Origin of the sequence: Elizabethkingia miricola (assembly GCF_001675285.1) — a bacterium.
In the GTDB taxonomy this organism is placed as follows: Bacteria; Bacteroidota; Bacteroidia; order Flavobacteriales; family Weeksellaceae; genus Elizabethkingia; species Elizabethkingia miricola.
Genome location: NZ_LSGQ01000030.1, coordinates 616,737 through 640,933 on the forward strand (window position 1 = coordinate 616,737; position 24,197 = coordinate 640,933).

Annotated in this window: 21 protein-coding genes and 2 tRNA genes; 10 read left to right on the forward strand and 13 right to left on the reverse strand. The window is 35.5% G+C overall.

What is annotated here, in order from left to right; all coding sequences use genetic code 11:
- Nucleotides 1-14 precede the first annotated feature (14 nt).
- On the forward strand, nucleotides 15-782 hold the full coding sequence (locus tag ATE49_RS17315) for a GLPGLI family protein (RefSeq protein ID WP_081278500.1): 768 nt from the start codon (nucleotides 15-17) through the stop codon (nucleotides 780-782).
- A 213-nt stretch (nucleotides 783-995) separates the two neighbouring features.
- On the opposite strand, the gene ATE49_RS17320 is transcribed toward ATE49_RS17315, so the two are convergent.
- Complete coding sequence (locus ATE49_RS17320) at nucleotides 996-3,533, reverse strand: ATP-dependent Clp protease ATP-binding subunit (RefSeq protein ID WP_059156219.1); 2,538 nt, start codon at nucleotides 3,531-3,533, stop codon at nucleotides 996-998.
- A 182-nt stretch (nucleotides 3,534-3,715) separates the two neighbouring features.
- Here ATE49_RS17320 and ATE49_RS17325 point away from each other — a divergent pair, with 182 nt between their 5' ends.
- From ATE49_RS17325 to ATE49_RS17335, 3 genes are read left to right on the forward strand one after another with little or no spacing between them, the layout of a single operon-like run.
- Nucleotides 3,716-3,943, forward strand: coding sequence for a hypothetical protein (locus tag ATE49_RS17325; protein ID WP_009090305.1), 228 nt, complete (start codon nucleotides 3,716-3,718; stop codon nucleotides 3,941-3,943).
- Between the two features lie 52 nt (nucleotides 3,944-3,995).
- The gene (locus ATE49_RS17330) at nucleotides 3,996-4,415 is read left to right on the forward strand and encodes a SufE family protein (protein WP_034870871.1); all 420 of its coding nucleotides are present in this window, start codon (nucleotides 3,996-3,998) and stop codon (nucleotides 4,413-4,415) included.
- Nucleotides 4,412-5,383 carry a glycosyltransferase family 9 protein gene (locus ATE49_RS17335; protein WP_081278501.1) on the forward strand — a complete coding sequence of 324 codons (972 nt, stop codon included), beginning with the start codon at nucleotides 4,412-4,414 and terminating at the stop codon, nucleotides 5,381-5,383. Before ATE49_RS17330 ends, ATE49_RS17335 begins: the two co-directional genes overlap by 4 nt.
- A 44-nt stretch (nucleotides 5,384-5,427) precedes the next feature.
- Here ATE49_RS17335 and ATE49_RS17340 read toward each other — a convergent pair whose 3' ends face one another.
- The 10 genes from ATE49_RS17340 to ATE49_RS17385 all read right to left on the reverse strand — a co-directional run bounded on the left by ATE49_RS17340 (nucleotide 5,428) and on the right by ATE49_RS17385 (nucleotide 15,148).
- The gene (locus tag ATE49_RS17340) at nucleotides 5,428-5,904 is read right to left on the reverse strand and encodes a hypothetical protein (protein WP_065083101.1); all 477 of its coding nucleotides are present in this window, start codon (nucleotides 5,902-5,904) and stop codon (nucleotides 5,428-5,430) included.
- Nucleotides 5,905-5,908: 4 nt separating this feature from the next.
- Nucleotides 5,909-7,981 (reverse strand): hypothetical protein, encoded by a 2,073-nt coding sequence (locus ATE49_RS17345; RefSeq protein WP_065083102.1) that lies wholly within the window; start codon nucleotides 7,979-7,981, stop codon nucleotides 5,909-5,911.
- Between the two features lie 304 nt (nucleotides 7,982-8,285).
- Nucleotides 8,286-8,360, reverse strand: a tRNA-Val gene (locus ATE49_RS17350).
- 29 nt (nucleotides 8,361-8,389) lie between these two features.
- Nucleotides 8,390-8,464, reverse strand: a tRNA-Val gene (locus ATE49_RS17355).
- Nucleotides 8,465-8,509: 45 nt separating this feature from the next.
- Entirely contained in the window at nucleotides 8,510-9,754 is a 1,245-nt protein-coding gene (locus tag ATE49_RS17360) for a bifunctional folylpolyglutamate synthase/dihydrofolate synthase (RefSeq protein ID WP_065083103.1), read from the reverse strand.
- 15 nt (nucleotides 9,755-9,769) lie between these two features.
- Nucleotides 9,770-10,645, reverse strand: a complete 876-nt coding sequence (locus ATE49_RS17365; protein WP_021347623.1) for an energy transducer TonB — start codon at nucleotides 10,643-10,645, stop codon at nucleotides 9,770-9,772.
- Nucleotides 10,646-10,654: 9 nt separating this feature from the next.
- Nucleotides 10,655-11,056, reverse strand: a complete 402-nt coding sequence (locus ATE49_RS17370; protein ID WP_009090321.1) for an ExbD/TolR family protein — start codon at nucleotides 11,054-11,056, stop codon at nucleotides 10,655-10,657.
- Nucleotides 11,057-11,063: 7 nt separating this feature from the next.
- Nucleotides 11,064-11,759, reverse strand: a complete 696-nt coding sequence (locus ATE49_RS17375; RefSeq protein ID WP_024563795.1) for a MotA/TolQ/ExbB proton channel family protein — start codon at nucleotides 11,757-11,759, stop codon at nucleotides 11,064-11,066.
- Between the two features lie 98 nt (nucleotides 11,760-11,857).
- Nucleotides 11,858-12,319 (reverse strand): hypothetical protein, encoded by a 462-nt coding sequence (locus ATE49_RS17380; RefSeq protein WP_045182542.1) that lies wholly within the window; start codon nucleotides 12,317-12,319, stop codon nucleotides 11,858-11,860.
- 93 nt (nucleotides 12,320-12,412) lie between these two features.
- Nucleotides 12,413-15,148 (reverse strand): carboxypeptidase-like regulatory domain-containing protein, encoded by a 2,736-nt coding sequence (locus ATE49_RS17385; RefSeq protein WP_065083104.1) that lies wholly within the window; start codon nucleotides 15,146-15,148, stop codon nucleotides 12,413-12,415.
- 232 nt (nucleotides 15,149-15,380) lie between these two features.
- Here ATE49_RS17385 and ATE49_RS17390 point away from each other — a divergent pair, with 232 nt between their 5' ends.
- Genes ATE49_RS17390 through trxA form a run of 3 tightly spaced genes read left to right on the forward strand, consistent with a single transcriptional unit; the run spans nucleotide 15,381 to nucleotide 17,448 of the window.
- A complete protein-coding gene (locus ATE49_RS17390) occupies nucleotides 15,381-16,784 on the forward strand; it encodes an MBL fold metallo-hydrolase (RefSeq protein WP_065083105.1) in 1,404 nt (467 codons plus the stop codon).
- A complete protein-coding gene (locus ATE49_RS17395) occupies nucleotides 16,766-17,143 on the forward strand; it encodes a rhodanese-like domain-containing protein (protein WP_065083106.1) in 378 nt (125 codons plus the stop codon). Before ATE49_RS17390 ends, ATE49_RS17395 begins: the two co-directional genes overlap by 19 nt.
- A 5-nt stretch (nucleotides 17,144-17,148) precedes the next feature.
- The gene (trxA, locus tag ATE49_RS17400) at nucleotides 17,149-17,448 is read left to right on the forward strand and encodes a thioredoxin (protein ID WP_059154416.1); all 300 of its coding nucleotides are present in this window, start codon (nucleotides 17,149-17,151) and stop codon (nucleotides 17,446-17,448) included.
- Nucleotides 17,449-17,482: 34 nt separating this feature from the next.
- Here trxA and ATE49_RS17405 read toward each other — a convergent pair whose 3' ends face one another.
- Both ATE49_RS17405 and ATE49_RS17410 read right to left on the reverse strand, forming a co-directional pair.
- Nucleotides 17,483-19,510 (reverse strand): TonB-dependent receptor domain-containing protein, encoded by a 2,028-nt coding sequence (locus tag ATE49_RS17405; protein ID WP_065083107.1) that lies wholly within the window; start codon nucleotides 19,508-19,510, stop codon nucleotides 17,483-17,485.
- A 108-nt stretch (nucleotides 19,511-19,618) separates the two neighbouring features.
- Nucleotides 19,619-19,969 (reverse strand): hypothetical protein, encoded by a 351-nt coding sequence (locus tag ATE49_RS17410; protein WP_233174452.1) that lies wholly within the window; start codon nucleotides 19,967-19,969, stop codon nucleotides 19,619-19,621.
- Nucleotides 19,970-20,121: 152 nt separating this feature from the next.
- Here ATE49_RS17410 and ATE49_RS17415 point away from each other — a divergent pair, with 152 nt between their 5' ends.
- The 3 genes from ATE49_RS17415 to lysA are packed head-to-tail and all read left to right on the forward strand — an operon-like array spanning nucleotide 20,122 to nucleotide 24,129.
- Complete coding sequence (locus ATE49_RS17415; protein WP_059154418.1) at nucleotides 20,122-21,651, forward strand: helicase HerA-like domain-containing protein; 1,530 nt, start codon at nucleotides 20,122-20,124, stop codon at nucleotides 21,649-21,651.
- 23 nt (nucleotides 21,652-21,674) lie between these two features.
- Nucleotides 21,675-22,898, forward strand: coding sequence for a 3'-5' exonuclease (locus ATE49_RS17420; RefSeq protein WP_059154419.1), 1,224 nt, complete (start codon nucleotides 21,675-21,677; stop codon nucleotides 22,896-22,898).
- A 31-nt stretch (nucleotides 22,899-22,929) separates the two neighbouring features.
- Entirely contained in the window at nucleotides 22,930-24,129 is a 1,200-nt protein-coding gene (gene lysA / locus ATE49_RS17425; RefSeq protein WP_045182530.1) for a diaminopimelate decarboxylase, read from the forward strand.
- Nucleotides 24,130-24,197 lie beyond the last annotated feature (68 nt).

Here is a 24,197-nt window from a genome sequence, read left to right on the forward strand (position 1 = left end):
TTTCTTAATAATTTATGAAAAATATAATTTTATATATATTACTACATCTTTCAGCTGTTTTGTATTGTCAAAAAGAAAAATTTGATTTTGTAGCTGCATATAGTCTGACATATCCTATAAACAAAGTGAAAAATGATGAGCAGTTTCTCTTATTTATGAATAGTAAAAAAAATATGAGCTATTTCATCGGTACAAATAATTATGTACTGGATTCACTTAAACGGTCGGGTAAAATTAACAATGATGATGTCATGGGACAGCTGAAATATAATTCAGCCTTTAATGAAGAAGTGATCAATCAGTCTGGAAATTTAATTGTTTTAGAGAATATAATTGGAAAGAAATATACTTATAGTGAAGCTCCGGATATAAAATGGAAAATACTAAGCGACAGAAAGCCATATAATGATACAACTATACGAAAGGCAGAAGGTTTTGCTTTTGGTAGAAAATGGAGTGCATGGTATGCTGAAGACCTGACATTGAACTTCTTTCCATATAAATTTACAGGACTACCGGGGCTTGTATATATTCTTTATGATGATAAACAGAATTATTATTTTAAGTTAACTCAGTTTAAGAGGAAAAATAGAGAAGTATTAATACCTGATTCTAAAAAGATTAGTAAGGTTGCAAAAACTAAACTAAATACCATTCGATATAACACGAATGTCTATGGGACTGCACAAGTTGTTAGCTTTGAAACGGCGAAAGAGAGAAAGGACTGGATTGATAAAGCTAAAGAGATATATAATAATTCTCCGAGATTAGATCTGGAATAAAGCTTTATTAATAATTTGAGTTTATAGAACAAGAGGCTGTTTGATTTTTATAATTAATACTCTTCGACAGGCTCTGAGTGACATTGTCCGTCTCAAATATTTTCTTTTTTGATGTGTCAGGCTGAGCTTGTCGAAGCCTAATGCTTTTTTGAATTAAAATTTAAACAGACTCTAAATAAAAAATCCCTCAGAATTTTCTGAGGGATCTTGTTTTTATGAAGTTTTAGGCTCTTTTTCTTTCTTTTTAGGAGTCTTCTCTGCTTCCAGAGCATCTTTGGCCTCATTGACCTTAAGAGTGATTTTATCGCCTTCTTTCATCTGTTTGTTCACAAGCATCTCTGCCAACAGATCTTCAATGTATTTCTGAATTGCACGCTTTAACGGACGGGCACCAAAATCTTTATCCCAGCCTTTTTCAGCAATGAACTCAGTGGCATCATCAGAAAGCTCAACATGGTAGTCAAGTTTTTCCAGTCTGCTGTATAATTTACCTAATTCCAGATTAATGATTTTCTTAATATCATCTTTTTCCAGAGAGTTGAAGATAATGATATCATCTATTCTGTTCAGAAATTCAGGAGCGAATGCTTTTTTAAGAGCGTTTTCAATGGTGCTTCTCGCTCTGGTGTCTGATGTAGATTTTTTAGCTGAAGTTCCAAACCCTACACCATCACCGAAATCTTTAAGATCTCTGGTTCCGATATTTGAAGTCAGGATAATAATGGTATTACGGAAGTCTACTTTTCTGCCCAAGCTGTCAGTAACATGTCCTTCATCCAGAATCTGAAGAAGAATATTGAATACATCAGGGTGAGCTTTTTCAATCTCATCCAGAAGAACTACTGCATAAGGCTTTCTGCGCACGGCTTCTGTAAGCTGTCCACCTTCTTCGTAACCTACATATCCCGGAGGCGCACCTACTAATCGGCTCACAGCAAATTTCTCCATGTATTCACTCATGTCTATTCTGATTAGCGCTTCGTCTGAATCAAAAAGTTCACGAGCCATTACTTTGGCTAGTTCTGTTTTACCAACACCAGTTGTACCAAGGAAAATAAATGTTCCGATAGGTCTGTTCGGATCTTTCAGTCCGGCACGGTTTCTTTGAATTGCTTTTACAACTTTTCGAACTGCATCTTCCTGACCGATAACTTTACCGTTAAGCATAGCATCCATCTGGGATAGTTTATCCAGCTCGTTTTTACCTACTTTGGTTACCGGAACACCACTCATCATAGATACTACTTCAGCAACATTCTCTTCAGTAACAACTTCTTTCTTCTCTTTTACCTCTTTGTCCCAGTTTTCCTGAGCAAGGTTAAGTTCGATCTGCAGACGCTCTTCCTCATCTTTAAGCTTGCGGGCTTCAAGATAATCCTGTGCTTTTACAGCTTTCTGTTTTTGCTCTTTTACCTCTTCTATCGCTTTTTCGTACTCGATAATTTCGGTAGGAACTTTCATGTTTTTGATATAAACACGAGATCCGGCTTCGTCTAAAGCATCAATTGCTTTATCCGGAAGAAAACGATCGGTAATATATCTTGCTGTTAAATTAACACAAGCTTTGATAGCATCATCAGTATAAGTTACATTGTGATACTCCTCATATTTATCTTTGATCTGGTTAAGGATCTGAATACTTTCTTCAATAGTGGTAGGCTCTACCATTACCTTTTGGAAACGACGCTCTAAAGCACCATCTTTCTCTATATACTGACGGTATTCGTCCAGAGTAGTAGCACCAATACATTGGATTTCGCCTCTTGCCAAAGCAGGCTTGAACATGTTTGAAGCATCCAGAGATCCTGTAGAACTTCCGGCACCTACAATGGTATGAAGCTCATCGATAAACAGAATTACATCTCTGTTTTTCTCCAGCTCAGACATAATAGCCTTCATTCTTTCTTCAAACTGTCCTCTGTACTTAGTTCCTGCAACAAGACTTGCCAAATCCAGAGTGATTACTCTTTTATTGAATAATACGCGGGACACTTTTTTCTGGTGTATTCTTAATGCTAACCCTTCAGCGATAGCAGATTTACCTACCCCTGGTTCACCGATCAGAAGAGGATTGTTTTTCTTTCTTCTGGAAAGAATTTGAGATACTCTCTCAATCTCTTTCTCACGGCCGATTACAGGATCCAGTTTTCCATCTCTTGCAAGTCCGGTAAGATCTCTGCCGAAGTTGTCAAGAACCGGAGTTTTACTTTTACCTGTTCCCAGATTTCCAGAAGGTTTCTTCATCTGACTGAATGCATCATCTTTGTCTTCGTCATCATCGAATGCCTGATTTTTAGGCAAATCGCCGTTTTCCTTCAGCATAGATTTATAATGCTTGGACACAGCTTGATAATCGATGTCGTAAGACTCCAGAATGCTGGTTGTCGGATCTTCGGTTTTATACAAAATACCCAGTAACAGGTGTACAGTATTTACTTCTGTAGATTTATACAATCTGCATTCAAGTGCTGCACGTTTAATAGCCTGATCTGCCATCTTAGTTAACGGAATTTTCTCCGTTACCATAGCATTCGGGTTGTTACTAGTTATGTTAAGGCTTTCAATCTTTCTTCTTATTTGTGTTAAGTCGGCGTTGAAATCCTCAAGAATAGCGTAAGCGGAAGAGTTTTCAGACTTTATAATACCCAATAATAAATGTTCAGTATTGAGGAATTCACTCTGCAATCTCTTGGCCTCATTACGGCTATTGTTGAACACTTGGTTCATCCCTTTTGAGAATTGATATTCCATGATTTTAAAATGTATACTAATTTAAAAGTTATTTCTGAAAAAGTTCTTGTTTTGTTATAGAAGTTTTTCAGGTAATTGAAATTTGCAAACATCTTACCAAAGAAAAAATATGCCGTTATGGCACAAAAAGATTTGATTTTAAGCGAATTGTTTATTAGGTTTGCGCCAAAATTGTATTCGTTATGAATGAAAGCTGGGTTGAAATTGTAGGCTATTTAGCGTCAGTACTAATAGTCCTGGGCTTTATACCGAAAGACGTACTAAAAATCAGACTTATTAATCTGGCAGGTTGTATTTGCTTTGTAATTTATGGTATTTACAGAGGAATGCTTTGGCCAATTATTATACCCAATGCAATTATCTGCTTCATTCAGGTTTATTACCTTCTTCAGAAAAAGGTAAAAAAGTAGATTTATGATCATTTCTTCCAAAATCTTTACCTTTGCATAAAGCATTTTAATAATGACAATTCAAGAAAAACAGAGGGCTTTAGTAGATGATTTTGCTTTCCTGGAAGACTGGGAGCAGAAATATGAATATATCATTGATTTGGGTAAAGAATTGAAAGGATTATCTGAGGATAAGAAGACTGACGAGAACCTTATTCGGGGGTGCCAGTCCAAAGTGTGGATTGATGCTGAATTTAAGGATGGTAAATTGTTCTTTCAGGCAGATTCCGACGGAATACTTCCTAAAGGTATTGTAGCAATGCTTACTCAGGTATACAGTGGGCACTCAACACAAGAAATTCTGGACTCTGATTTTAAATTTATTGAAGAAATAGGTCTTCAGGAATTCCTTTCGCCATCTCGTGCAAACGGACTGATGGCAATGACCAAGCAAATTAAATTTTACGCAGTTGCATTTCAGTTAAAAAGTTGAAAACTATTTTGGCATACCGCTTCTCCGCGTTTGGAGATGTAGCGATGACTGTACCTGTTTTTCGGGAATTTCTCGAACAAAATAAGGACGTTCGTATTGTAATGGTTTCCAGAAAAGGCTTTTCGGGGCTTTTTGAAGGGATCGAAGGAATTGAATTTGTTGGAATTAATATTGACGACTATAAAGGAATTCTTGGTATGCGAAAGCTCGCCAAAGAACTTCTGAAAAAATATAATCCCGATTTTATTGCAGATCTGCATGATGTGATCAGATCAAAAATTCTTTACCTGTTCTTTAAGAGAAGAGGTTTTAAGGTTTATAAGATTAATAAAGGAAAAGAGGATAAAGAAGAGCTTACTGATGTATGGAATCTGAATAAACACCAGTTGAAGAAAACAACTGAACGATATTCAGATGTTTTGCGCTCTATGGGTTTTTCTGTAAATCTTTCTCATACATTAAGACCTTTAGTTGAAGATAAATCCGGGATAGGTTTTGCACCATTTGCTCAGCATAGAGGTAAAATGATGCCTCTTGAAAAATCTTTTGAACTTGTAAGAGAGCTTGCAAAAAGCGAGCATATTTACTTTTTTGGAGGTGGAGCATCGGAAGTGGAGGTTTTGTCCAAATGGGAAAAAGAAATACCCAATACAACGTCTCTTGCCGGTAAATTAAGCCTTTCTGATGAATTAAATATGATATCGAAACTCCGGGTGATGATATCTATGGATTCTGCTAACATGCATCTGGCATCTTTGGTGGGGACACGAGTAGTTTCTGTCTGGGGAGCAACACATCCGTATGCAGGGTTTTTAGGTTACGGACAAAAAGAAGAAGATGTGGTTGGTGTAAAAGATTTAACTTGTAGGCCTTGTTCTGTCTTTGGAGATAAAGAATGTTATCGTGGTGACTGGGCGTGTCTGGAAGAACTGAAAATACAACAAGTAATAGATAAGATAAAGAAATAAAAAAACTCTCAGTTTTCTGAGAGTTTTTTTGTGGGTTCTATGATTTAAGGATTTTCTGTTTTTTCCAATTCTTTTAAGATTTCATCCATAACTTTTTGTGTTGTAAAATATATAATATCGTTTTTTAAATCATCATATTTTTCCTTATCATTTTGAACAAGGAACTTTATCATTTCAGGAGTTTTATCCTTAAATGTTAGACGAACTATTCCTCCATATCCTCTAGGGAGGATACCAATATTATCTCCTTTTTTTAAAGAAACAAAATCTAATTCTGCATCAATCTTTTGATAACCTTTGACATCTTTTCTTCTAAAAACAACATTAAACTTTGTTCCAATAATGAAATCAAAACTACTTCTATTATTGTCTAAATACAATTGTTTTTCTTTATTTATGATAGGAAGACCATATTGTTTTATATCAGATTCTGAGTGAACTCTATGTGAAAAAAGAAAAGGGTTAAGAACCACTTTGCTATCATTTAGATTTTCAATGACTTCGTTAGTTAGTATATTCATATTTTTATTTTTTTAATTTAAATATTTTTTTATAAAATTCTTCTGATTCTTTTGGTGTCAGTTTGGTTATATCATCTAGTAGCATATTACTACTAGGAATAGAGTTCTCTGTTATTGTTTTAGGAATATCAAGCCCATATATTTCATTGACTAATTTCCTTGCGTCTTCTACTGCAATTTCCTTTACAGCGAAATTAGATAAATTTTCTGGAGAAGTATTCACTATTACTTCCAATTCTTTACTTACTCTAAAATTTGGTGCTTGTAAATTTAGGCCTTTTAAATTTTTAGGTATGTAAATTTGCAAAACTCCCTTTGTTCCTGGTTTTGATGAAGATTCTATTGCGAAAATAACCGCTCTTATCGGATCTGTAGAAGTTGAGGCTCCGTATTCTATTGAATTCATATTTCCAATAAAAAGGTCTCCATTTGTACTTCTCGTTGTACCTCTGAAAAGAACCTGTATTCCTAATTTTTCAAGATCTTCGGCCATTACATTTTGGTCTATTTTCTCTAAAAATTCTATAAGCTCTTCTATCGTTCTTATCTTTCTACCATTAAAGATTCGTGCTAAAATAGCTGTTCCTCTTGCGATACCTGCTCCGAGTTCTGGTAATAGACCTGAGGCAATATTATTAAGAAGTATCCAAAACTCCTCACTTATCTTTTTATTGGTAAAATATTCAGCAACAAAGCAGGGTATGTATAATGTTTTGCCTTCTTGTAGTACCATTTTCATAGGGCTAAAAGGCTGCTCAATTCTGTTTCCTATTTCTTTTTCATTATAGGGTGTTATAACAGAAGGACTATCATAACTAAATAAGGCTGTTCCTACTCTGTATTTCTTTTCTTTTTCAAGATAATAGGCAAAACCGGTATATCTTATGTATGGATCATTTGTTCCGTCAGAAGGTTTGTAATTTTCATAATCAAGATCAAATTTCCATGCTTTTTCCAGTTCTTTATTAGTCCAGTTTTTTAGACCGATTCTTGAAAAAGATATAATTAGTTCTTCTATATACTGAGTATTGAATTTGCTAAATATTTTACGTACGGCCTCGGGTGTTTGATTGACCTGGTGGTACCACCAATTTGCATTTTTAATGCCTTTCAGTAAATTAATAACAGAGAGGTTCTCATTGGTGCCGATTGTATTAATGTTTTTTTCGGATAGGGAAACAAAATCTTTCCACAGCATTTCATCTGTAAGGGTTTCTAATACAAAATCAGGGATGTTTTCATATAAAGCGTCAATAATATCAGGATTATTTTTGGCTCTTGTAAAGAAACTTTTATAATACCGGATAATATCATTTTTCATTTCTTCAGCAGCTGAATTACCTTTTATCACTCTTAAAAACTCTACAAAAGTTTCTTCATTTGTTGTGTAAAGTTTTATTGCAAAATATTCATCATTCAGTTTAAAATCATAAGGGCTTTCCGTTGCATCTGTTTGTGCATCTGAGAATTTTTTATCTTCACCATCTTTATAGATAAAATTCAAATTATAAGTGATCCTATGATTGTCAAAATAAATCCCAAAATTGTAAGAATTACTTAGCAGATTTTTTCGGGTGTTCAATTTTGCCAACTCAAAGATAGCTTGAACTTCTTTGTTATTCTTTTTGTAAAAAAAAGGTTTATTATCTTTAATACTACTATTGACAGGAATTCCTATTGAGGAAGAACCGGAATAAACATTTTTATCTTTTAATAAATACTTTTCTGGTTCAAATAAGAAATTTTTTGTCTGTCCTAATTTCTCTTTTAAATCTTTTGCAAGGAGTTCGTAATTAATCCCGTCCGTATAAAAGTCTTTGGATAAGGAATCATAATCCTCAAATGTAGGTTTATAAAAAGAACTGTCTTTTCCCAAAGGTGTGCTTAAGGCATATTCATTAGATATTTCATCAAATGATTTATTGGTTCTTATTTCTTCAAAAACATCTTTTCCTTTTCCATATATCCCCTTTTTAAGATCTTGAAATTGTATGATGCTATTGCTTTTGGTAATACTACGGAGAACTTTTTGGCTTGATATATCAAATTCATCTAAGTCATCTATTAAATCTTTCATAACATAATAATTTGTAATTAATAATTCTTTCTGAAACGTTTCTAGAGCAAACCTAAATATCTAATACGCCAAAACTCGTCGTATTTAAAATTATTATTCGAAAAATTTATATTTTAATTAATTTATTGATTATGAAGTGTTAATGTTACAGAGTGAGTGGTTTTTTGAAATTTGCTACAAGATTTCTGCATTAATGACTTCTCTGCACAAAATACAGAGTAAGAGTAGCACGGAAATAAAGAAAAACAGATTATAGATAAAGTAAGGATATAAAAAAACTCTCAGTTTTCTGAGAGTTTTTTTGTGGGTCCTGAGGGATTCGAACCCCCGACCCTCTGGGTGTAAACCAGATGCTCTGAACCAACTGAGCTAAGAACCCGAATTTTTTAAAGGATTTCGAACCTTTTGTGGGTCCTGAGGGATTCGAACCCCCGACCCTCTGGGTGTAAACCAGATGCTCTGAACCAACTGAGCTAAGAACCCTCTTTTAGAGTTGTTTTCTCTTTTTGAGTGGTGCAAATATACAACTTATTCGTGAACTGCCAAATTTTTTTCTAAAAAATCTCCAACAACAAAGTTACTTCCACCAATGAATATCATATCATCTGAAACACAATTTTCTTTAGCTGCTAAATAACCTGATTGTACATCGCTGAATATCTGATAGTTTAAATTTTCTTTTTTAATGAGGTCTTCATATTCCTGAGGATTTCTCCCTCTATGAATAGATGGCTTTACAAAATAAAATTTTTCATTTTTTGGAAGTAAAGGAATTACATCGTCTATGTTTTTATCATTTACAAAGCCAAGAACAATATGTTTTGACTGGGAATAAGTTTTTAACTGGTTAAATACATATTCCAATCCTGCCTGATTGTGTCCGGTGTCGCAAATGGTAAGAGGACTTTTAGAAAACTCGAACCAGCGACCAATAAAATTAGTGTTTTTATAAACGTGCAAAAGACCTTTTTTTAAAGATTCTTCCGAAATAGAAATATTCTGAAGGCGTAGTTCTTTAACTAAAGCCAGAACAACTCTGATATTATTTTTCTGATAAGTTCCTTTTAAATCGGAATCGAATTCAGGATTCAGGCTTGTAGCATCTATAAACTTAGCATTAAGCTCGTTTGCCTTTTGCTGGATAATATTCCTTACCGACGGATTTTCGTCGCCGGAAACAACAGGAATTCCTGCTTTTATAATTCCTGCCTTTTCTGTGGCGATTTCTTCTTTTGTATTGCCCAAAATATTGGTGTGATCCAACGCAACATTAGTAATGGCTGTAAGTATAGGCAAGATAATATTAGTTGCATCCAGTCTGCCTCCAAGGCCTACTTCTATAATGGCATAATCTACTTTCTGCTGACGAAAATATTCGAATGCCATAATGGTCGTAAACTCGAAAAATGAAGGCTTTATTTCCTCAGGAAGATTCTTCAGCTTCTGAATAAAATTGTAAACAAACTCATCATTTGCATTCTTTCCGTTTACTTTTATTCTTTCTGTAAAATGAATAAGATGTGGAGAGTTGTATAATCCAATTTTATAGCCTTCTTCCTGTAATACAGATGCCAGCATATTGCTGGTAGATCCTTTACCGTTGGTTCCACCAATATGAATCATCTTGAGTTCATTTTGTGGATTCCCAAAATATTCACAAAGTCGGATAATATTATCAAGTCCGGGTTTATAAGCCTTTATACCGTCCGTTTGATAATTAGGCATTTGTACAAAAAGCCACTCCAAGGCTTCTTGATATTCTGATTTTGTCATGATGGTTTCATCGGTTTAGAAAGTGATGCGATAGGTTCCGGTAGAAGAGAAATTAGCTTTTTCAGCTTTTACATATTGTTTTACCCATTGGATAGAAGTAGAGACGATACATGGATCCGAAATACCCCCTGAACGTCTTACAGATATTACATTTCCGGCTTTATCTACAGTATAAGCCAGTGTAATAGATCCTGATGCTTTGCAGGAATGTACGGGCTGAGCTCCACCACGTCCCATAGTACCGGGAATATAACCGGTAAGTTTTCTGTCAACACCAATTTTGCTATCGCCATTACCATCTCCACCTAAGGGATCGCCAGCGTTTCCGGCTTTTCCGCCGTCACCCTGAGACCCATCTTTTGTTCCGCGTCCTTTTAGTAAGTTTCCTATAGCTGCGGTTCCTTTTCCGTCACCAGTTGCTCCTTGTTTTTTATTAGGGCCATCGGCTTTAGTATTTCCGGTAGTTGTTTTCTTAGCGTCGCTTTTTTTAGTCTCTTTAACGGAGGACTTGGTGGCTGTTTTTTTCTCTGCTTTTTCTACTTTGGCAACGGGTATTTTTTCGTTTTTACCTGTAATAATTTTTTCTTTAGCCTCAACAGGTGGCTCAGGCTTTGCGATTTCTTTAACGGGCTCTTCTTCTACAACAGGTTTGGTTTCGAGAGGCGCAAAGCTTCCTTCCTGTTCTTTAGGTTCTTCAGTTCCGTTACCATTACGGTTATCACCAAAATTTACAAGCATTGTATTAATAACTTCAGCTTCTTTTGGGAAGTTTACTTTAACGGAATACAGTGCAATAAAAAGCAGGAGTGTAGTCCAAACTATAGCGGTTATTACAGCACTTTTTAGTTTGTCTTTTCTTTCTTCCTTTTTATTTACTGAGAAATAACTCATCTTTTGTGTTTATTCAGCCTCTGTAGTAGTGGCAATCGCAATGTTGTATTTGTGCTTTTCTGCAATTTCCATAACGAAAACTACATCTTTATGTAAGCAGTCTTTGTCGGCTCTGATTGTAAAAGATGGACTTGTTACATTCTGTAATCTGTTTACAATAAGGCTCTCCAGTTCGTTTCTTTGTACTTGTTTTTCATCTATGAAATAAGATCCATCCGGTTTAATGCTTACAGACAAAGGATTAGGTATGTCCATTGCCTCGCTTTCTCCTTTAGGAAGCTTCACATCTATTGCATTTTGGTTGGCTGCAGAAGAGGTGATCATGAAAAATATAAGAAGTAGCAATATAACGTCTGTCATTGCTGCCAAACTGAATTCAGGATTTGCTTTATTTCTTCTTGAGATTTTCATGATATTCTTACAAAGGTTTGTTGATGATATCTAAGAACTCTGCGGACAAGTTTTGAATCTTCAGAATGAATTTGTCAATTTTTGTCAGCAAAAGGTTATAGAAAAAGTTAGCCGGGATTGCTACTGCAAGACCTGTAGCTGTTTGTCCTAATGCTGTATAAATACCCTCTGAAAGAGTTTTCGGAGAGAAAGAACCTGTAGAGTTAGACAAATTAAAGAAGGCTAAGATCATCCCGATTACGGTACCTAAAAGTCCTAACATGGGTGCGATACTTGGTACTGCTGCCAACAGGTTAAGATTCATTTCCATATTAGCAACCTCAGCTTGCCCTTGTCCTTCCATTGCATTTACAATATCCGATACTGGACGGCCGATACGGGAAAGTCCTTTTTCCAGAATTCTGGCTTCAGGAGAATCCTGACGGGAGCAATAATCTATCGCTGCATCTACCTTTCCGTCTTTTAAGAAATCTTCAATATTTCTCATAAGATTAGGATCGGTATTGGAAGACATTCTTTTAATAAAGAAGAATCTTTCCAAAAACAGGTAAAAAGAGAATATACCCAGTAATAAAACGGTTATCATTACCACATTGGCAAATATATTACCGTGGAACATTATTTTCCAGAAAGAAAATTCCTGGGTTGTTGCCGCCACCTGAGTCTGTGCCTGCAATATGGTTGATATTTCTAAAAATGCCATTAATGAATTTGTTTAAATTTTAAAACGCAAGTTTCCTATAGATATTGTTGAGAACAATATATTAGAATACTTGTTTACGGAAAAGTTAAATTTTACGCTTATTCGTCGTCTGCCTCGGGAGTATCCTGTCTGAAGTGACATTTTAGTTTAAAGGCAATTGGTTCGTCCGAAAAAGTATAAAAATCATCTATGTTTCCCTGCCAGATTAACTGAAGATCTCCATTCTCATCTTTCGAGAATTTTAACTCATTATCATGAATGAAGGCATCTTCGTCATCATATAAATTTACGCCACAATAGGTTTCTTCTTCAGAATCATTCACATTGAATGTTTGCCCTACAAGTTTGTCTGTATCAATAGGGAAGTCCGAAATGCTTAAAGAAAGCTGCGGGAAGTTATACTGCAAAGAGTCGTCATCAACGTGATCCAGATCATCATCCGTAATGATTTCTACTTCCAGGAAGTTTTGCTTATTACTATAGACTGCCTTGCAGTAACTACTTTTAATATTGTACTTAAGGATCTCTTCCGGATGGTAGATTTTCAAAATCCCTTTCATAGGATAGTTTAAATGCTTTTAGTTAATTAATAATCAGTATATGGAACAAAGATAAAAAACATTTTTTTCCAGACAAGAGACAAGGCTTCAAAATTATTTAAAATTAAATTTCACTGTAAACATAACCTGGCTTGGACGGATAAACATTCTTCTGTATGTAGTTCCTACTGAGCTGTTACCAATCTGTTCGTATACTTTTGTATTGGCGATGTTTAGCCATTTTACTTCGAAGTCTATTTTCTTTTTAGCCCATGTATATTGATACGTTAAATCATAAAATGGGTTTTGAAAGCTTTGTCCACCTTGGGAGAAATTTGTCTGATCCCAGTTAAGTCCGATAGAATGATTCTCGATAGGGTAGAATATTAAGTTCAGATTTTGAGTCCAGTTGTTAGATTTTACTGTTGTCTCTCTTCCCTGCGTTGTATATAGGTTATTTCCCCATCCATAGCTCATTGTATAATCCAGACTCATCCAGCTGAAATAAGCATTGTTAAATTTGAATGCTATATTTTCATTGTTGTTTTTAGAGCGTTGCAGAATATTATTGCTTAAGCTTAAAGACTTGTTATTGCTATTTGTAAAACTTACAGAAGCATTCGTTTTAAACTTAGGGAAATATTTACCAACCTCAAAGCTTTGTGAGTTAGTGTTAATATCATTATCTCTTACAATATAAGAAAGTGTAGTACCGCCTCCGTTATAAAAAGTATTTACCATAAGATTATTTCGGGTATTGGAAACGCTGCCTCGTATATTAAAGAATAAATTATTCAGAGGATTTCTATATTCTATTCTTGCTCCTGATGACTGTACTCTGTTTTGGGATAAAACACCATCTGCAGATGTTGCTATAAGGCTTGATGGAGTTTGTAATATATAACCAGCATATACACTGTTAATAGTCCCGAAATTATAATTAATATTTCCGCTGACAGACGCTTTCCAAAATGATGCAAATTCATATTGAGCAAATAGACTCGGTTCAAATGTAGTTTTTTGAAGATCGATTGCTACCTTTCTTGCAGGATCTGTTGCTTTAATATTATTAAAATTAACAGGAAGCGTTAGATACATACTAAAGTTTGCTCCTTTATAATTAATCTGGGTAGAAGCTGTTGGAGTCGTGTTGGTGAACTCCAGGTTATTAGAATAGTTGTCTCCATAATTTTCTCTATAACCATTATTGTCAACACCAAACAGAGTTGTATTCAATTTATTGCTTATATATGAGATACCAATCTCCGGAGTGAATGTCCATTTTTTAGCAGAGAAACTAACATTTACAGCATTGTTGGTTTCAAAAGTTTTAGTTCTTAAATATTGTTCAGCAATTTTTGCGTTAGGTGAATATGCAAAAATAGGCGTGAAAACAGGCTTCCCTAAAGAATCAAAAGACTGTCTGTCTGTAAATTTGATAGGATCTACCCGAAGTGTTTGTCTGTCTGTCTGATAATTGATGAAAGATCTGACATTAATTAATTTTTCTTTCCAAGGAATAATAGTACTCAATGAGTTTTGAAAACTTGTTGTCGGTGATTCCAAAGCTTCATTGGCAGGATTCGCAATAAATCCAGAGCTTTGACTAATGCTTCTGTCAATAACAGCGCGATCTCCATTCCAGAACTGAGAAAAGGTTGTAGTGTTTTTAAAGAAGCCTTTTTTAGCGTTTTTAGTAAAGATAACTTCTCCTTTTACTTTGTCTGTGTAAAAGTTGTTTTTTATCGCATTTGTTATTTTTGCCCCTTGGTTAAACTGTGGTATGTATTGTGTTTCATTATATGACTCTCTTTCTACAGCATTGTTAGTATAACTTGCATTGGCCTTGAACTCCCATTCCTTATTTTTATTCAGATTGGTTAATAGATTTCCGGACAGGTAGTGAACACTGTTCATTAAATATCTTTTTTGCGGAATATTAGGCGCATCAGAATTATCTACATTCAACCAACTATTTTGAGTAATATTTCTTCTGATACCTTCATAACGACCTCCGAAAGATAATATGTTTCCTTCATTTTCTACGGCATCACCATTATTGTTGGATTTGTAATTGAACAACCATTGTATCTTATCGGTAAAGAGCATTGGTGTTAATTTTACATTCCATAAAAGAGGAGAGGCTCCTAATCCTATTTCTCCCCGGCCGGTCATGGTTACAGATTTCTTTAATTTGATATTGATAGCAGCACGATCACTCGGTACTTTGTCCTGAAGGATTTTTACAGGCTGGTGATTTTCCATAATTTCTACCTTACCAATGGCATCGATAGGTAAGGAGTTGTTGATCGTACCATAACCTCCTTCCATTAAGTCTTTTCCGTTGACATAGAACTTATTAAGTGGCTCACCTTGGTATAAGATGGTTCCGTCTTTGTTAACATCGATACCTGGGATCTTCTTAAGTGCATCTGCCAAAACACGGTCGTTTTTATTGGCAAAAGCTTTAAGGTCATACGCAATTGTATCTCCTCTTTTTGTGATGAGTTTCGTTTTTAGTACCACCTCTTTTATCTCGGTAACATCAGATGCAAGACTGAAATTGACAGTCTGGTCCTGATTATTAACTTCTTTAGTTTGTGGTTTTTGATTGAATGCTTTAACCTTTATGTTGACTTTGGATAAATCTGTGTTGAATGCAATTTTGTAATTTCCTTTGCTGTCTGTAATTCCGTAAGCAATAATTACAGGATTATCTGGATTTTCGATGGTGACACTTGCACTTGCAATTCCGTTGCCACTGGTATCCGAAACTTTTCCGGAAATAGTCTTCTGCGCAAACAAGAAAAAGGTTGCCATGAAGAACAAAAGAGTTAAGAGTTTTTTCATATCAAATTTTATAACTAAATAATTAGTAAACAAGATTGTGACTTTGTTACAGATAAAAATAAATAAATTTCATAATAGTTAAGATAAATGATCATGCATAAAGTTAAATATAGCCTCAGAAAATGTGAGAAATAGCAATAAAAATCATGTTGTATATTGAGTTTACGGTATGGTCTTTGACGCAAAAGTTGTACTTTAGATGGCTATTTTATTCAAAATAAATTAAATTAAAATGAAAGTAGAACAAATATATACAGGATGTCTTGCACAGGGAGCTTACTACATTGTATCCCAGGGAGAAGCCGTAATTATAGATCCTTTAAGAGAGGTGCAGCCCTATCTGGATAAATTACAAGAGGACAATGCGAAGCTTAAATATATTCTCGAGACCCACTTTCATGCAGATTTTGTATCCGGGCATGTTGACTTGAGTGATAAAACAGGCGCAGCCATAGTTTACGGGCCAACTGCAAAACCTGAATTTGAAGCAATTATTGCTAAAGACGAGGAAGTTTTTGAGATAGGTAATATTAAAATAAAAGTATTGCATACACCCGGACATACGATGGAAAGCTCATGCTACCTGCTTATTGACGAAAATGGAAAGGAAACAGCTTTGTTTTCGGGAGATACTTTATTCTTAGGAGATGTTGGAAGACCGGATCTTGCCCAAAAAGGTAAAGACCTTACACAGGAAGATCTTGCAGGAATGCTTTATGATAGCCTTATAAATAAGATTATGCCTTTATCTGATGAAATAACAGTTTATCCTGCTCACGGAGCCGGAAGTGCATGTGGTAAAAATATGCAAAAGGAAACAGTGGATACTTTGGGCAATCAGAAGAAAACGAACTATGCGCTGAACCAACCGGATAAAGCGACTTTTGTAAAAGAAGTTACGGACGGATTAACACCACCGCCAGGATATTTTGCCATGAATGTTGCCATGAATAAAAAGGGCTATGAAAGTTTTGATCAAGTTCTTGAACAAGGGCTTAACCCATTATCAGCAGAAGATTTTGAAGCTGTGGCAGATGAAACCGGAGCATTGATACTGGACACAAGACCTGCAGCAGAATTTCATAAAGGCTTTATTCCACAGTCAGTAAATATCGGAGTGAAAGGAGATTTTGCACCATGGGTGGGTGCAATGATAGTGGATGTAAAGCAGCCGCTATTATTGGTAACAGATGAAGGAAGTGAAGAAGAAGTTATTACCCGCCTTAGCCGTGTAGGTTTTGATAATGTATTGGGCTATCTGAAGGGAGGTGTTTCTGCATGGCAATCAGCAGGAAAAGAAACTGATTCTGTGGACAGAATTACCCCTGAGGAATTTGCTCAAAGGTACACAGAAGACGCAAAAATAATAGATGTAAGAAAAGAAGGAGAATATGCTGCAGAGCATATAGCAGATGCATATAGCCGTCCTTTAGCTTATATCAATACCTGGATAAAAGATGTTGATCCAAAAGAGCATTTCTTCCTGCACTGTGCTGGAGGTTATAGAAGTATGATTGCTGCAAGTATTCTTCAGGCGAGAGGTTATCGTCATTTCACAGAAGTGGAAGGTGGCTTTGGTAAGATTAAATTAACAGAAGTGCCAACAACGGATTTTGTATGCCAAAGCAAATTATAGGAACTTTACTGGTTATTCTGTTATCTGGTGGTATGATCTCTTGTTCGGTAACTCCAAAAACAGAGAACCAGAAAATAAGCAGACTGGTAAATGATAACAAAACTTTTTTAGTAGATGTCCGCACTCCGGAGGAATATAATGCTGAAAAAATAGAAGGAGCTGTTAATATTCCACTGGATCAGATTGAAAGCAGATTATCTGAATTTCGAGGTAAGAAGAACATTGTTATTTATTGTCGCTCCGGAATAAGAGCCGGGAAAGCAAAAGATCTGTTACAAAAAAATAATATTCCGGATGTTTATAGCGGAACTTCTTATCAGAATGTTTCGGAATTAAAAAAAAATAAAACTAAAAACTGAGAAAAATGTCAGCAAAATTTAATGAACTTATTCAGTCAGATAGACCTGTATTAATAAACTTTTTTGCAACGTGGTGTCAGCCATGTAAAGTGATGTCTTCAGTTTTAAATACTGTTAAGCGAAATGTAGAAGAGGAAGCCCGAATTGTAAAAATAGATATAGATCAGTATCAGTCTATAGCTGCAGAATACGGCGTGAGAAGTGTTCCAACATTATTACTCTTTAAAAAAGGAGAGTTGTTGTTCCGACAAAGCGGTGTGATGGATGTAAACAGTCTGACAGCAGAACTGAAGAAACATATATAGAATAAAAGAGCCTGATTTATCAGGCTCTTTTATTTTAGAATGTATAAGAACAGGTAAGAGAAAAGTTTCGTCCTGGTGACATAAACCGCTGTGTATATCCCGAACTGTACATAGTCTTGTTCAGGTATTCAGTATAAGTTCTGTTAAATATATTTCTGAGCTGTAAGGTAGCATTGAAGTTTTTGAAAATTTCAATTCTGGCGTCAAGATTGAATAATGTAAAATCTTTGGTTGCGAATTCTCCGAATAAAGGATTTGTTCTGTTTTGTTGCCCGGTATAACGCATTTCTGCACCCAAAGTGATGTTTTTGAAATTTCCTTCCAATCGCAATCGGGTTTCTAAAGGTGCAATTTCCGACAGCGGAACATCCTGACTCATATTCTGAGCATAAGTATAAGCTGCACCGGCTTCAGTCCTCAAATAATTTGTGATATTCCATTGTACAGATCCTTCAATACCAGCTTTGTAAGCATTGTCAATATTGGTCATCTGCCGTACACCTTTGGACATCATAGAAGTGGGTTTAATATCCGGAGCGATTTGTGACGATATAAAATCTTTCAGTCTGGAGTAAAATGCATCTGCCTGAAAGTTCAGGTTATCACTTTTATAAGAGTATACAATGTCAATCTGATAATTCTTTTCGGATTTAAGGAAAGGATTTCCTACATACTGATAGTTGTCATTTCCAAGAGGAAAGAAGTTGATATAACGTTCAGTAATACCCGCACTTCTTTCTCCACGTCCTATTAGCACAGTTATCTGTTGATATTGGTCTAGTACTCTGTTGTAAGAAAGACTGAAACTATGAGTTGTTTGGTTAGCCGACAAATTATCTCCGTATTTCATCATGAAAAAATGAGAAGGATCATTAGCTGTAGCGTGAGAATAATCTAACCTGTAAGAAGCTGTGATTTTATTGTTTCCCCAATGTCTCTGATATTCATTGAACCATCCCAAGCGGTTAATTTGGCCATTCTGCCACGCATTATTATGTCCCATTGCCATAGAATGCCCGCTTCCGTTACCTAGCATTTCCATTTTTTGCTGTGGTACATCTTTTTCTCCGTCATGACGGAAATCGGCACCTGTATAAAGCAGATTGTTATTCCACTGTAATTTAAGTTCAGCACGTCCGCCTCCGGATCTGCTTTTTATTCTGGAAATCATACTCATGTCAGGAGTTCCCATGGTATGGTCTACTTCTGATAAATAACTACTAAGGCTTAATTTTTTGAAAACAGAATTCTGAAAAGTCATATCATGTTTTAGAGAGTATAACCATGTATTATCTTTTAGAAGATCCATCATTCCGGTTGCAAATTTTACGTCTCTGGCCTGGTTAGTTGTTACCTGTGCTGTAGTAATATTACGTTCATTCCATTGATAAGAAGCCCGCGAACCAATACTGTATCTTTCGAATGCAGATGGGACTTTATTACCATTGCCATCTTTATAATCGTCGGCTTTTTGGTAAGAGCCAAATAGGTCTATATTGAATTTTTGGGTAGAAAGGCGGGTAATAAGCTCATTGCGTGTTCCATATCCATTGGTCTCATATCCGGTAGAAAGTCTGCCGCTAAAAACAGGCTTTTCGGTAAACTTTGGATCAATACTTACAAAATTAATAGTCCCTCCAAAAGAATTTCCAAACCTGAACTGATACGGACCTTTGTAGATCTCAGCTTCTTTAACAAGATTTAGGTTGACCTGACTTGCCGGAGGATCCATTCTGCTTGGGCATGCCTGTATACTTGTAAGAGATCCGTCATTGATAATATTAAGCTGTTCAAATTTAAATCCTCTTAAAACAGGATCTGTTGCATAGCTTCCGGCAATTTTCCGTCCGCCGATTTCCGGAAGATTAGTGAGAAAGTTTCCGGCGTCATGATTCAGGAAATCAGAATGGCTTGCAGAAATTTTTTTACTAGTGTTGTTTTTGAGAATACGTACTACTTCAATATTTTGCTGAAGTATTGAATCAGATTTCTGAGCGTATAAATTGCTTATGCCAAAGCTTAAAAATGCCACGACAGAGATATTTTTATTAGATAATATCATAATGTATTATAAGTTTAAAGATGATGTTGTCTGATTATCAAAGGAATAATCAGGTTGAAATAAACGATGTACGGTTTGTACATGTTTATGTTTTCGGAGAAATTAAACTTATAATACGGGAGGCCTCAAATGCAGGCGCAGAAATCCAAATAACGGAGTCTGGATTTTATGAGAAATTTCCTGAAAAACAGGTAAGATTCTATGAATTGAAACCGAAGCTTCAAGGGCGGGTAATCCGATAAATTCTGAAGCTATTTTTAGCCATGTAAAATTAGGGTTGCGTGCTTCTTCCTGGCTTAACTGACATTTTCCATTACAGTGAAGTTCCGGTTTATTTTTATTTGTACAGTTTTCAAGATACCAGTCCATATTAATCTTGTATTCTGCCCATACCCATGTCTTCTGAAAAACCAGAAGGGTGCAGATAAAACTAAATAAATATGGAGTAAACCTGTTCAAGAATATTAAATCTATGCAAAATTAATGATTAATATTCCCTTTGTTATGAGGATTGTTAATGATTTTTATCAAGAGAAAAATCGTTCAATATTAAAAAATATGTCCTGTTCTCACCCAAAATTTCTAAATTTATCCGTCAAAAATATTTTTAGATGGCAGATAAAGGAAAATTTATTCAGGAGCTTACAGCTAGATATCAGTGCAATGGTGAACATATTGTACTAGGGAAAGGTATTTTTAATGGAGAGGTAGTTCCTGAAGTGGATGTGTGTATTCCTTTGAGCACAGTAAATCGACATGGGCTTATAGCAGGAGCAACAGGAACCGGAAAAACAAAGACACTTCAGGTTTTTGTAGAGCAGCTTTCCCGTAATGGAATCCCGTCCATGGTTATGGATATTAAGGGTGACTTGTCCGGACTGGGAGCTGCAGGAGAAGACAATGCTAAGATCCAGGAGCGCTATGCAAAAACTCAACTGCCATATAGCCCACAGGCTTTTCCTGTAGAATTTATGAGTATTTCCGATGAGAAAGGAGTACGGCTAAGAGCTACAGTAACCGAATTTGGACCTGTATTACTGAGCAAAATTTTAGGACTAAATGATACTCAGTCGAGTATCATGTCTATTATTTTTAAATATTGTGATGATAAAGCTCTTCCGCTACTGGATTTAGATGACTTGAAGAAAGTATTGCAATATGTAACCGATGATCCACAAGGAAAATCGGAACTAAGCAGCAATTACGGAAGTATTGCTTCGGCATCACTAGGAGCAATCCTACGTTCTATTGTTGCTTTGGAGCAGCAGGGGGCAAGAGAATTCTTTGGAGAATTATCCTTTGAAGTAGAAGATTTATTACAAACCCGAAATGGTTTGGGAGTTATTAATATTCTGCGTGTAACCGATTTGCAGAGCAGGCCACAGTTGTTTTCTACCTTTATGTTGTCATTGCTGGCGGAAATTTATGATAAATTTCCAGAGGTGGGAGATAAGGGAAGACCAAAATTTGCGCTGTTTATAGACGAGGCACACTTGTTATTCAAAGAAGCGCCTAAAGCATTATTGAACCAGATTGAAACTATTGTAAAGCTAATCCGTTCCAAAGGAGTAGGGATTTATTTTATTACTCAGGTGCCTGGGGATGTTCCGGACGGTGTTTTGAGCCAGCTGGGTTTAAAAGTTCAACATGCACTGAGAGGCTTTACAGCTAAAGATAAAAAAGAAATAGATAAAGCGGTTGAAAATTATCCTACAACGGAGTTTTATAAAGCATCGGAACTTATTCAGAACCTTGGGATAGGTGAAGCATTTGTAACGGCTTTAGACGAAAAAGGAATTCCTACCCCTTTGGTAGATACGTTCCTTATTTCTCCGGAATCCAGAATGGATATCCTTACACCGCAGGAAATAGATAATCTGGTAGCTTCTTCTTCTTTGGTACAAAGATATAAAGATGCAATAAACAGAGAATCTGCATATGAAATTCTTAGCAACAGAATGAATCAGGTAGTGCAGAACCAACAACAGGCTCCATCTTCAAATGGAAGGCAGCCAAAACCAGAACCCGGAATGTTTGACCAGGTTCTTAAAAGTCCATTAGCAAAATCTGTAGGAAATACCATCGTAAGGGAGGGTATGAATATGCTTTTCGGAATGCTGGGACTGAAAAAAAGAAGATAATTTTATTTAATTAATAGAGAACATTGTATTCAATTATAGATATTGAAAGTAATGGCGGTGCTTTCAAGAAAGAAAGTATTATCGAAATTGCTATATACCGATTCGATGGACACGAAATCGTAGATCAGTTTATATCTCTGGTAAATCCTGAAGATGTAATTTCTCCGTATGTCCAGAAACTAACAGGGATCACAGCCAAAATGGTAAAGACAGCACCTAAGTTTCACGAAATTGCAAAAAGAATTGTTGAAATCACGGAAGGTTCCGTAATCGTAGGGCATAATGTAGAGTTTGATTATCGAATGATCAGACAATCATTTCACAGACTAGGATACAACTATGAAAGAGAAACAATAGATACAATTCCGTTAGCAAAAAAACTAATCCCAAATGAAGAAAGCTACTCTCTGGGTAAGCTTTCCAAGTCTTTGGGAATTCCCCTCACAGATAGACACCGTGCATCCGGGGATGCCAGAGCTACTGTGGAATTGTTCAAAATATTACTGGCAAAAGATCAGGAAAAAGAAATTCTGAAGCATCAGAAAGAGACGCAGGTATCTAATAATCTGAATAAAAAGATTACGGCACTTACAGAGTTTCTTCCGGCAGAAAACGGAATTATCTATTTTCAGAATGCAAAAGGTGATATTCTGTATACTGATTATTCATCTAATATTTATCAGACAGCAACAAAGATTTTCCATGCCCGGACAAAGAAATGGGACAAGCTAAAAGCTGAAACTACTCAGATTCATTATGAATTTACGGGGAATGAGCTTATTGCAAAACTTATGATGCTGCAAAAAACGAAAAAGAAAACGCCTTCGTTACCTTTCGGATTGTATTATAAGAATGATAAATACATAATAGAAAGAACCAAGGGACAGACAGGTGATTTACTGAAGTTTAAATCTTTTTCACAGGGAAATAAAGTGAAGACTTTTATCAATGAACAGGAGCGTTTTCAGGATAACCCAATAGCTTTAAAAGAGTTTCTTTCATTAGATAATCGTAATGAGATATGGATTTCAGAGGGAAGAACTAAAAGTGAAAAATCATTTTTAGTACTGGAAAAAGGAAAACTGACGGGGTACGGATTTTATGAACTTCATCACCAGATAAAGTCTTTAAATAAGATTAATAAACTGAAAATTGAAATTCATGCAGTAAATAATATGATATACAACGAATTAAAATTATCTTTGCTGCGCAATAATTATGAGATAAAAAATCTGCCAACAACATAATGTTAAGTACAAAAAGTACAAGAGAAGCCATATGACAAATCAAGAATTACTAAAAATTGCAGGAGAGTACGGAACACCCGTATATGTTTACGAAACTGATAAAATCAGAGAACAGTATGAAAAGCTTACTAAATCGTTCGATGATAAAACCAGATTTTTCTATGCAGCAAAGGCTTTAACCAATATCAACATTCTGAAGTACATACAAAAGTTAGGTGCTAATATCGACTGTGTGAGCATTAACGAAGTGAATTTGGGTCTTAAGGCCGGATTTACGCCAGAGAAGATCTTGTTTACACCAAACTGTGTGGATATTACTGAGATTGAAGAAGCAATGAAGCTTGGTGTACACATTAATATTGATAATATTTCTATTCTGGAGCAATTCGGAAATAAATATGGTAATACTTATCCTGTATTTATTAGAATCAATCCACATATTTTTGCCGGAGGTAACTACAAAATCTCCACTGGACATATCGATAGTAAATTTGGTATTTCTATTCACCAGCTGAGACACATTCAGCGTATTGTAAAAACGACAGGACTAAACGTTGAAGGTTTGCATATGCACACCGGAAGCGAGATTAAAGATATTGATGTCTTTATTCAGGGGCTTGAAATAATGTTTGAGATGGTGGAAGACTTCCCAAATCTTAAATATATCGATATGGGAAGTGGTTTCAAGGTACCATACCAGGAAGGAGAACTGGAAACTGATGTGAAAACATTGGGTAAAAAAGTTCTGAAAGCAGTGAACAATTTCAAAAAAGAAACAGGAAAAGATTTTGAACTGTGGTTCGAACCGGGGAAATACCTGGTAAGCGAAAGTGGGCATTTCCTTGTAAGAACTAATGTTATCAAACAGACTACAGCAACAGTTTTTGTTGGAGTTAATTCGGGATTCAATCACTTGATTCGTCCAATGTTCTATGATTCCTACCATAAAATAGAAAACCTTTCCAACCCTACAGGGCCAGAGCGCATCTATACTGTTGTTGGAAACATTTGTGAAACTGATACTTTTGCATGGGACAGAAAAATAAATGAAGTAAGAGAAGGCGACATTCTAGTCTTCAGAAATGCAGGGGCTTATGGTTTTGAAATGAGTTCTAACTTCAATAGTCGCTTAAAGCCTGCTGAAGTAATGGTAATGGATGGAAATGTACACTTGATCAGAAAAAGAGATGTTTTTGAAGACCTTCTTAAAAATCAGATCGAAGTGTTGTAATTTTTAACATTCGGATAATACGATATAAAGGCATTAAAGACTATATTAGCAGACTCTTTAATGCCTTT

Bases quoted from the DNA above. Each gene is read 5' to 3' on its own strand.
- ATE49_RS17340 (WP_065083101.1), bottom strand. From the start codon at position 5,904: ATGAATATACTAACTAACGAAGTCATTGAAAATCTAAATGATAGCAAA.
- trxA (WP_059154416.1), top strand. From the start codon at position 17,149: ATGTCAGCAAAATTTAATGAACTTATTCAGTCAGATAGACCTGTATTA.
- ATE49_RS17415 (WP_059154418.1), top strand. From the start codon at position 20,122: ATGGCAGATAAAGGAAAATTTATTCAGGAGCTTACAGCTAGATATCAG.
- ATE49_RS17375 (WP_024563795.1), bottom strand. From the start codon at position 11,759: ATGGCATTTTTAGAAATATCAACCATATTGCAGGCACAGACTCAGGTG.
- ATE49_RS17345 (WP_065083102.1), bottom strand. From the start codon at position 7,981: ATGAAAGATTTAATAGATGACTTAGATGAATTTGATATATCAAGCCAA.
- ATE49_RS17315 (WP_081278500.1), top strand. From the start codon at position 15: ATGAAAAATATAATTTTATATATATTACTACATCTTTCAGCTGTTTTG.
- ATE49_RS17380 (WP_045182542.1), bottom strand. From the start codon at position 12,319: ATGAAAGGGATTTTGAAAATCTACCATCCGGAAGAGATCCTTAAGTAC.
- ATE49_RS17365 (WP_021347623.1), bottom strand. From the start codon at position 10,645: ATGAGTTATTTCTCAGTAAATAAAAAGGAAGAAAGAAAAGACAAACTA.
- ATE49_RS17390 (WP_065083105.1), top strand. From the start codon at position 15,381: ATGAAAGTAGAACAAATATATACAGGATGTCTTGCACAGGGAGCTTAC.
- ATE49_RS17385 (WP_065083104.1), bottom strand. From the start codon at position 15,148: ATGAAAAAACTCTTAACTCTTTTGTTCTTCATGGCAACCTTTTTCTTG.
- ATE49_RS17320 (WP_059156219.1), bottom strand. From the start codon at position 3,533: ATGGAATATCAATTCTCAAAAGGGATGAACCAAGTGTTCAACAATAGC.
- ATE49_RS17395 (WP_065083106.1), top strand. From the start codon at position 16,766: ATGCCAAAGCAAATTATAGGAACTTTACTGGTTATTCTGTTATCTGGT.
- ATE49_RS17405 (WP_065083107.1), bottom strand. From the start codon at position 19,510: ATGATATTATCTAATAAAAATATCTCTGTCGTGGCATTTTTAAGCTTT.
- ATE49_RS17325 (WP_009090305.1), top strand. From the start codon at position 3,716: ATGAATGAAAGCTGGGTTGAAATTGTAGGCTATTTAGCGTCAGTACTA.
- ATE49_RS17360 (WP_065083103.1), bottom strand. From the start codon at position 9,754: ATGACAAAATCAGAATATCAAGAAGCCTTGGAGTGGCTTTTTGTACAA.
- lysA (WP_045182530.1), top strand. From the start codon at position 22,930: ATGACAAATCAAGAATTACTAAAAATTGCAGGAGAGTACGGAACACCC.
- ATE49_RS17370 (WP_009090321.1), bottom strand. From the start codon at position 11,056: ATGAAAATCTCAAGAAGAAATAAAGCAAATCCTGAATTCAGTTTGGCA.
- ATE49_RS17330 (WP_034870871.1), top strand. From the start codon at position 3,996: ATGACAATTCAAGAAAAACAGAGGGCTTTAGTAGATGATTTTGCTTTC.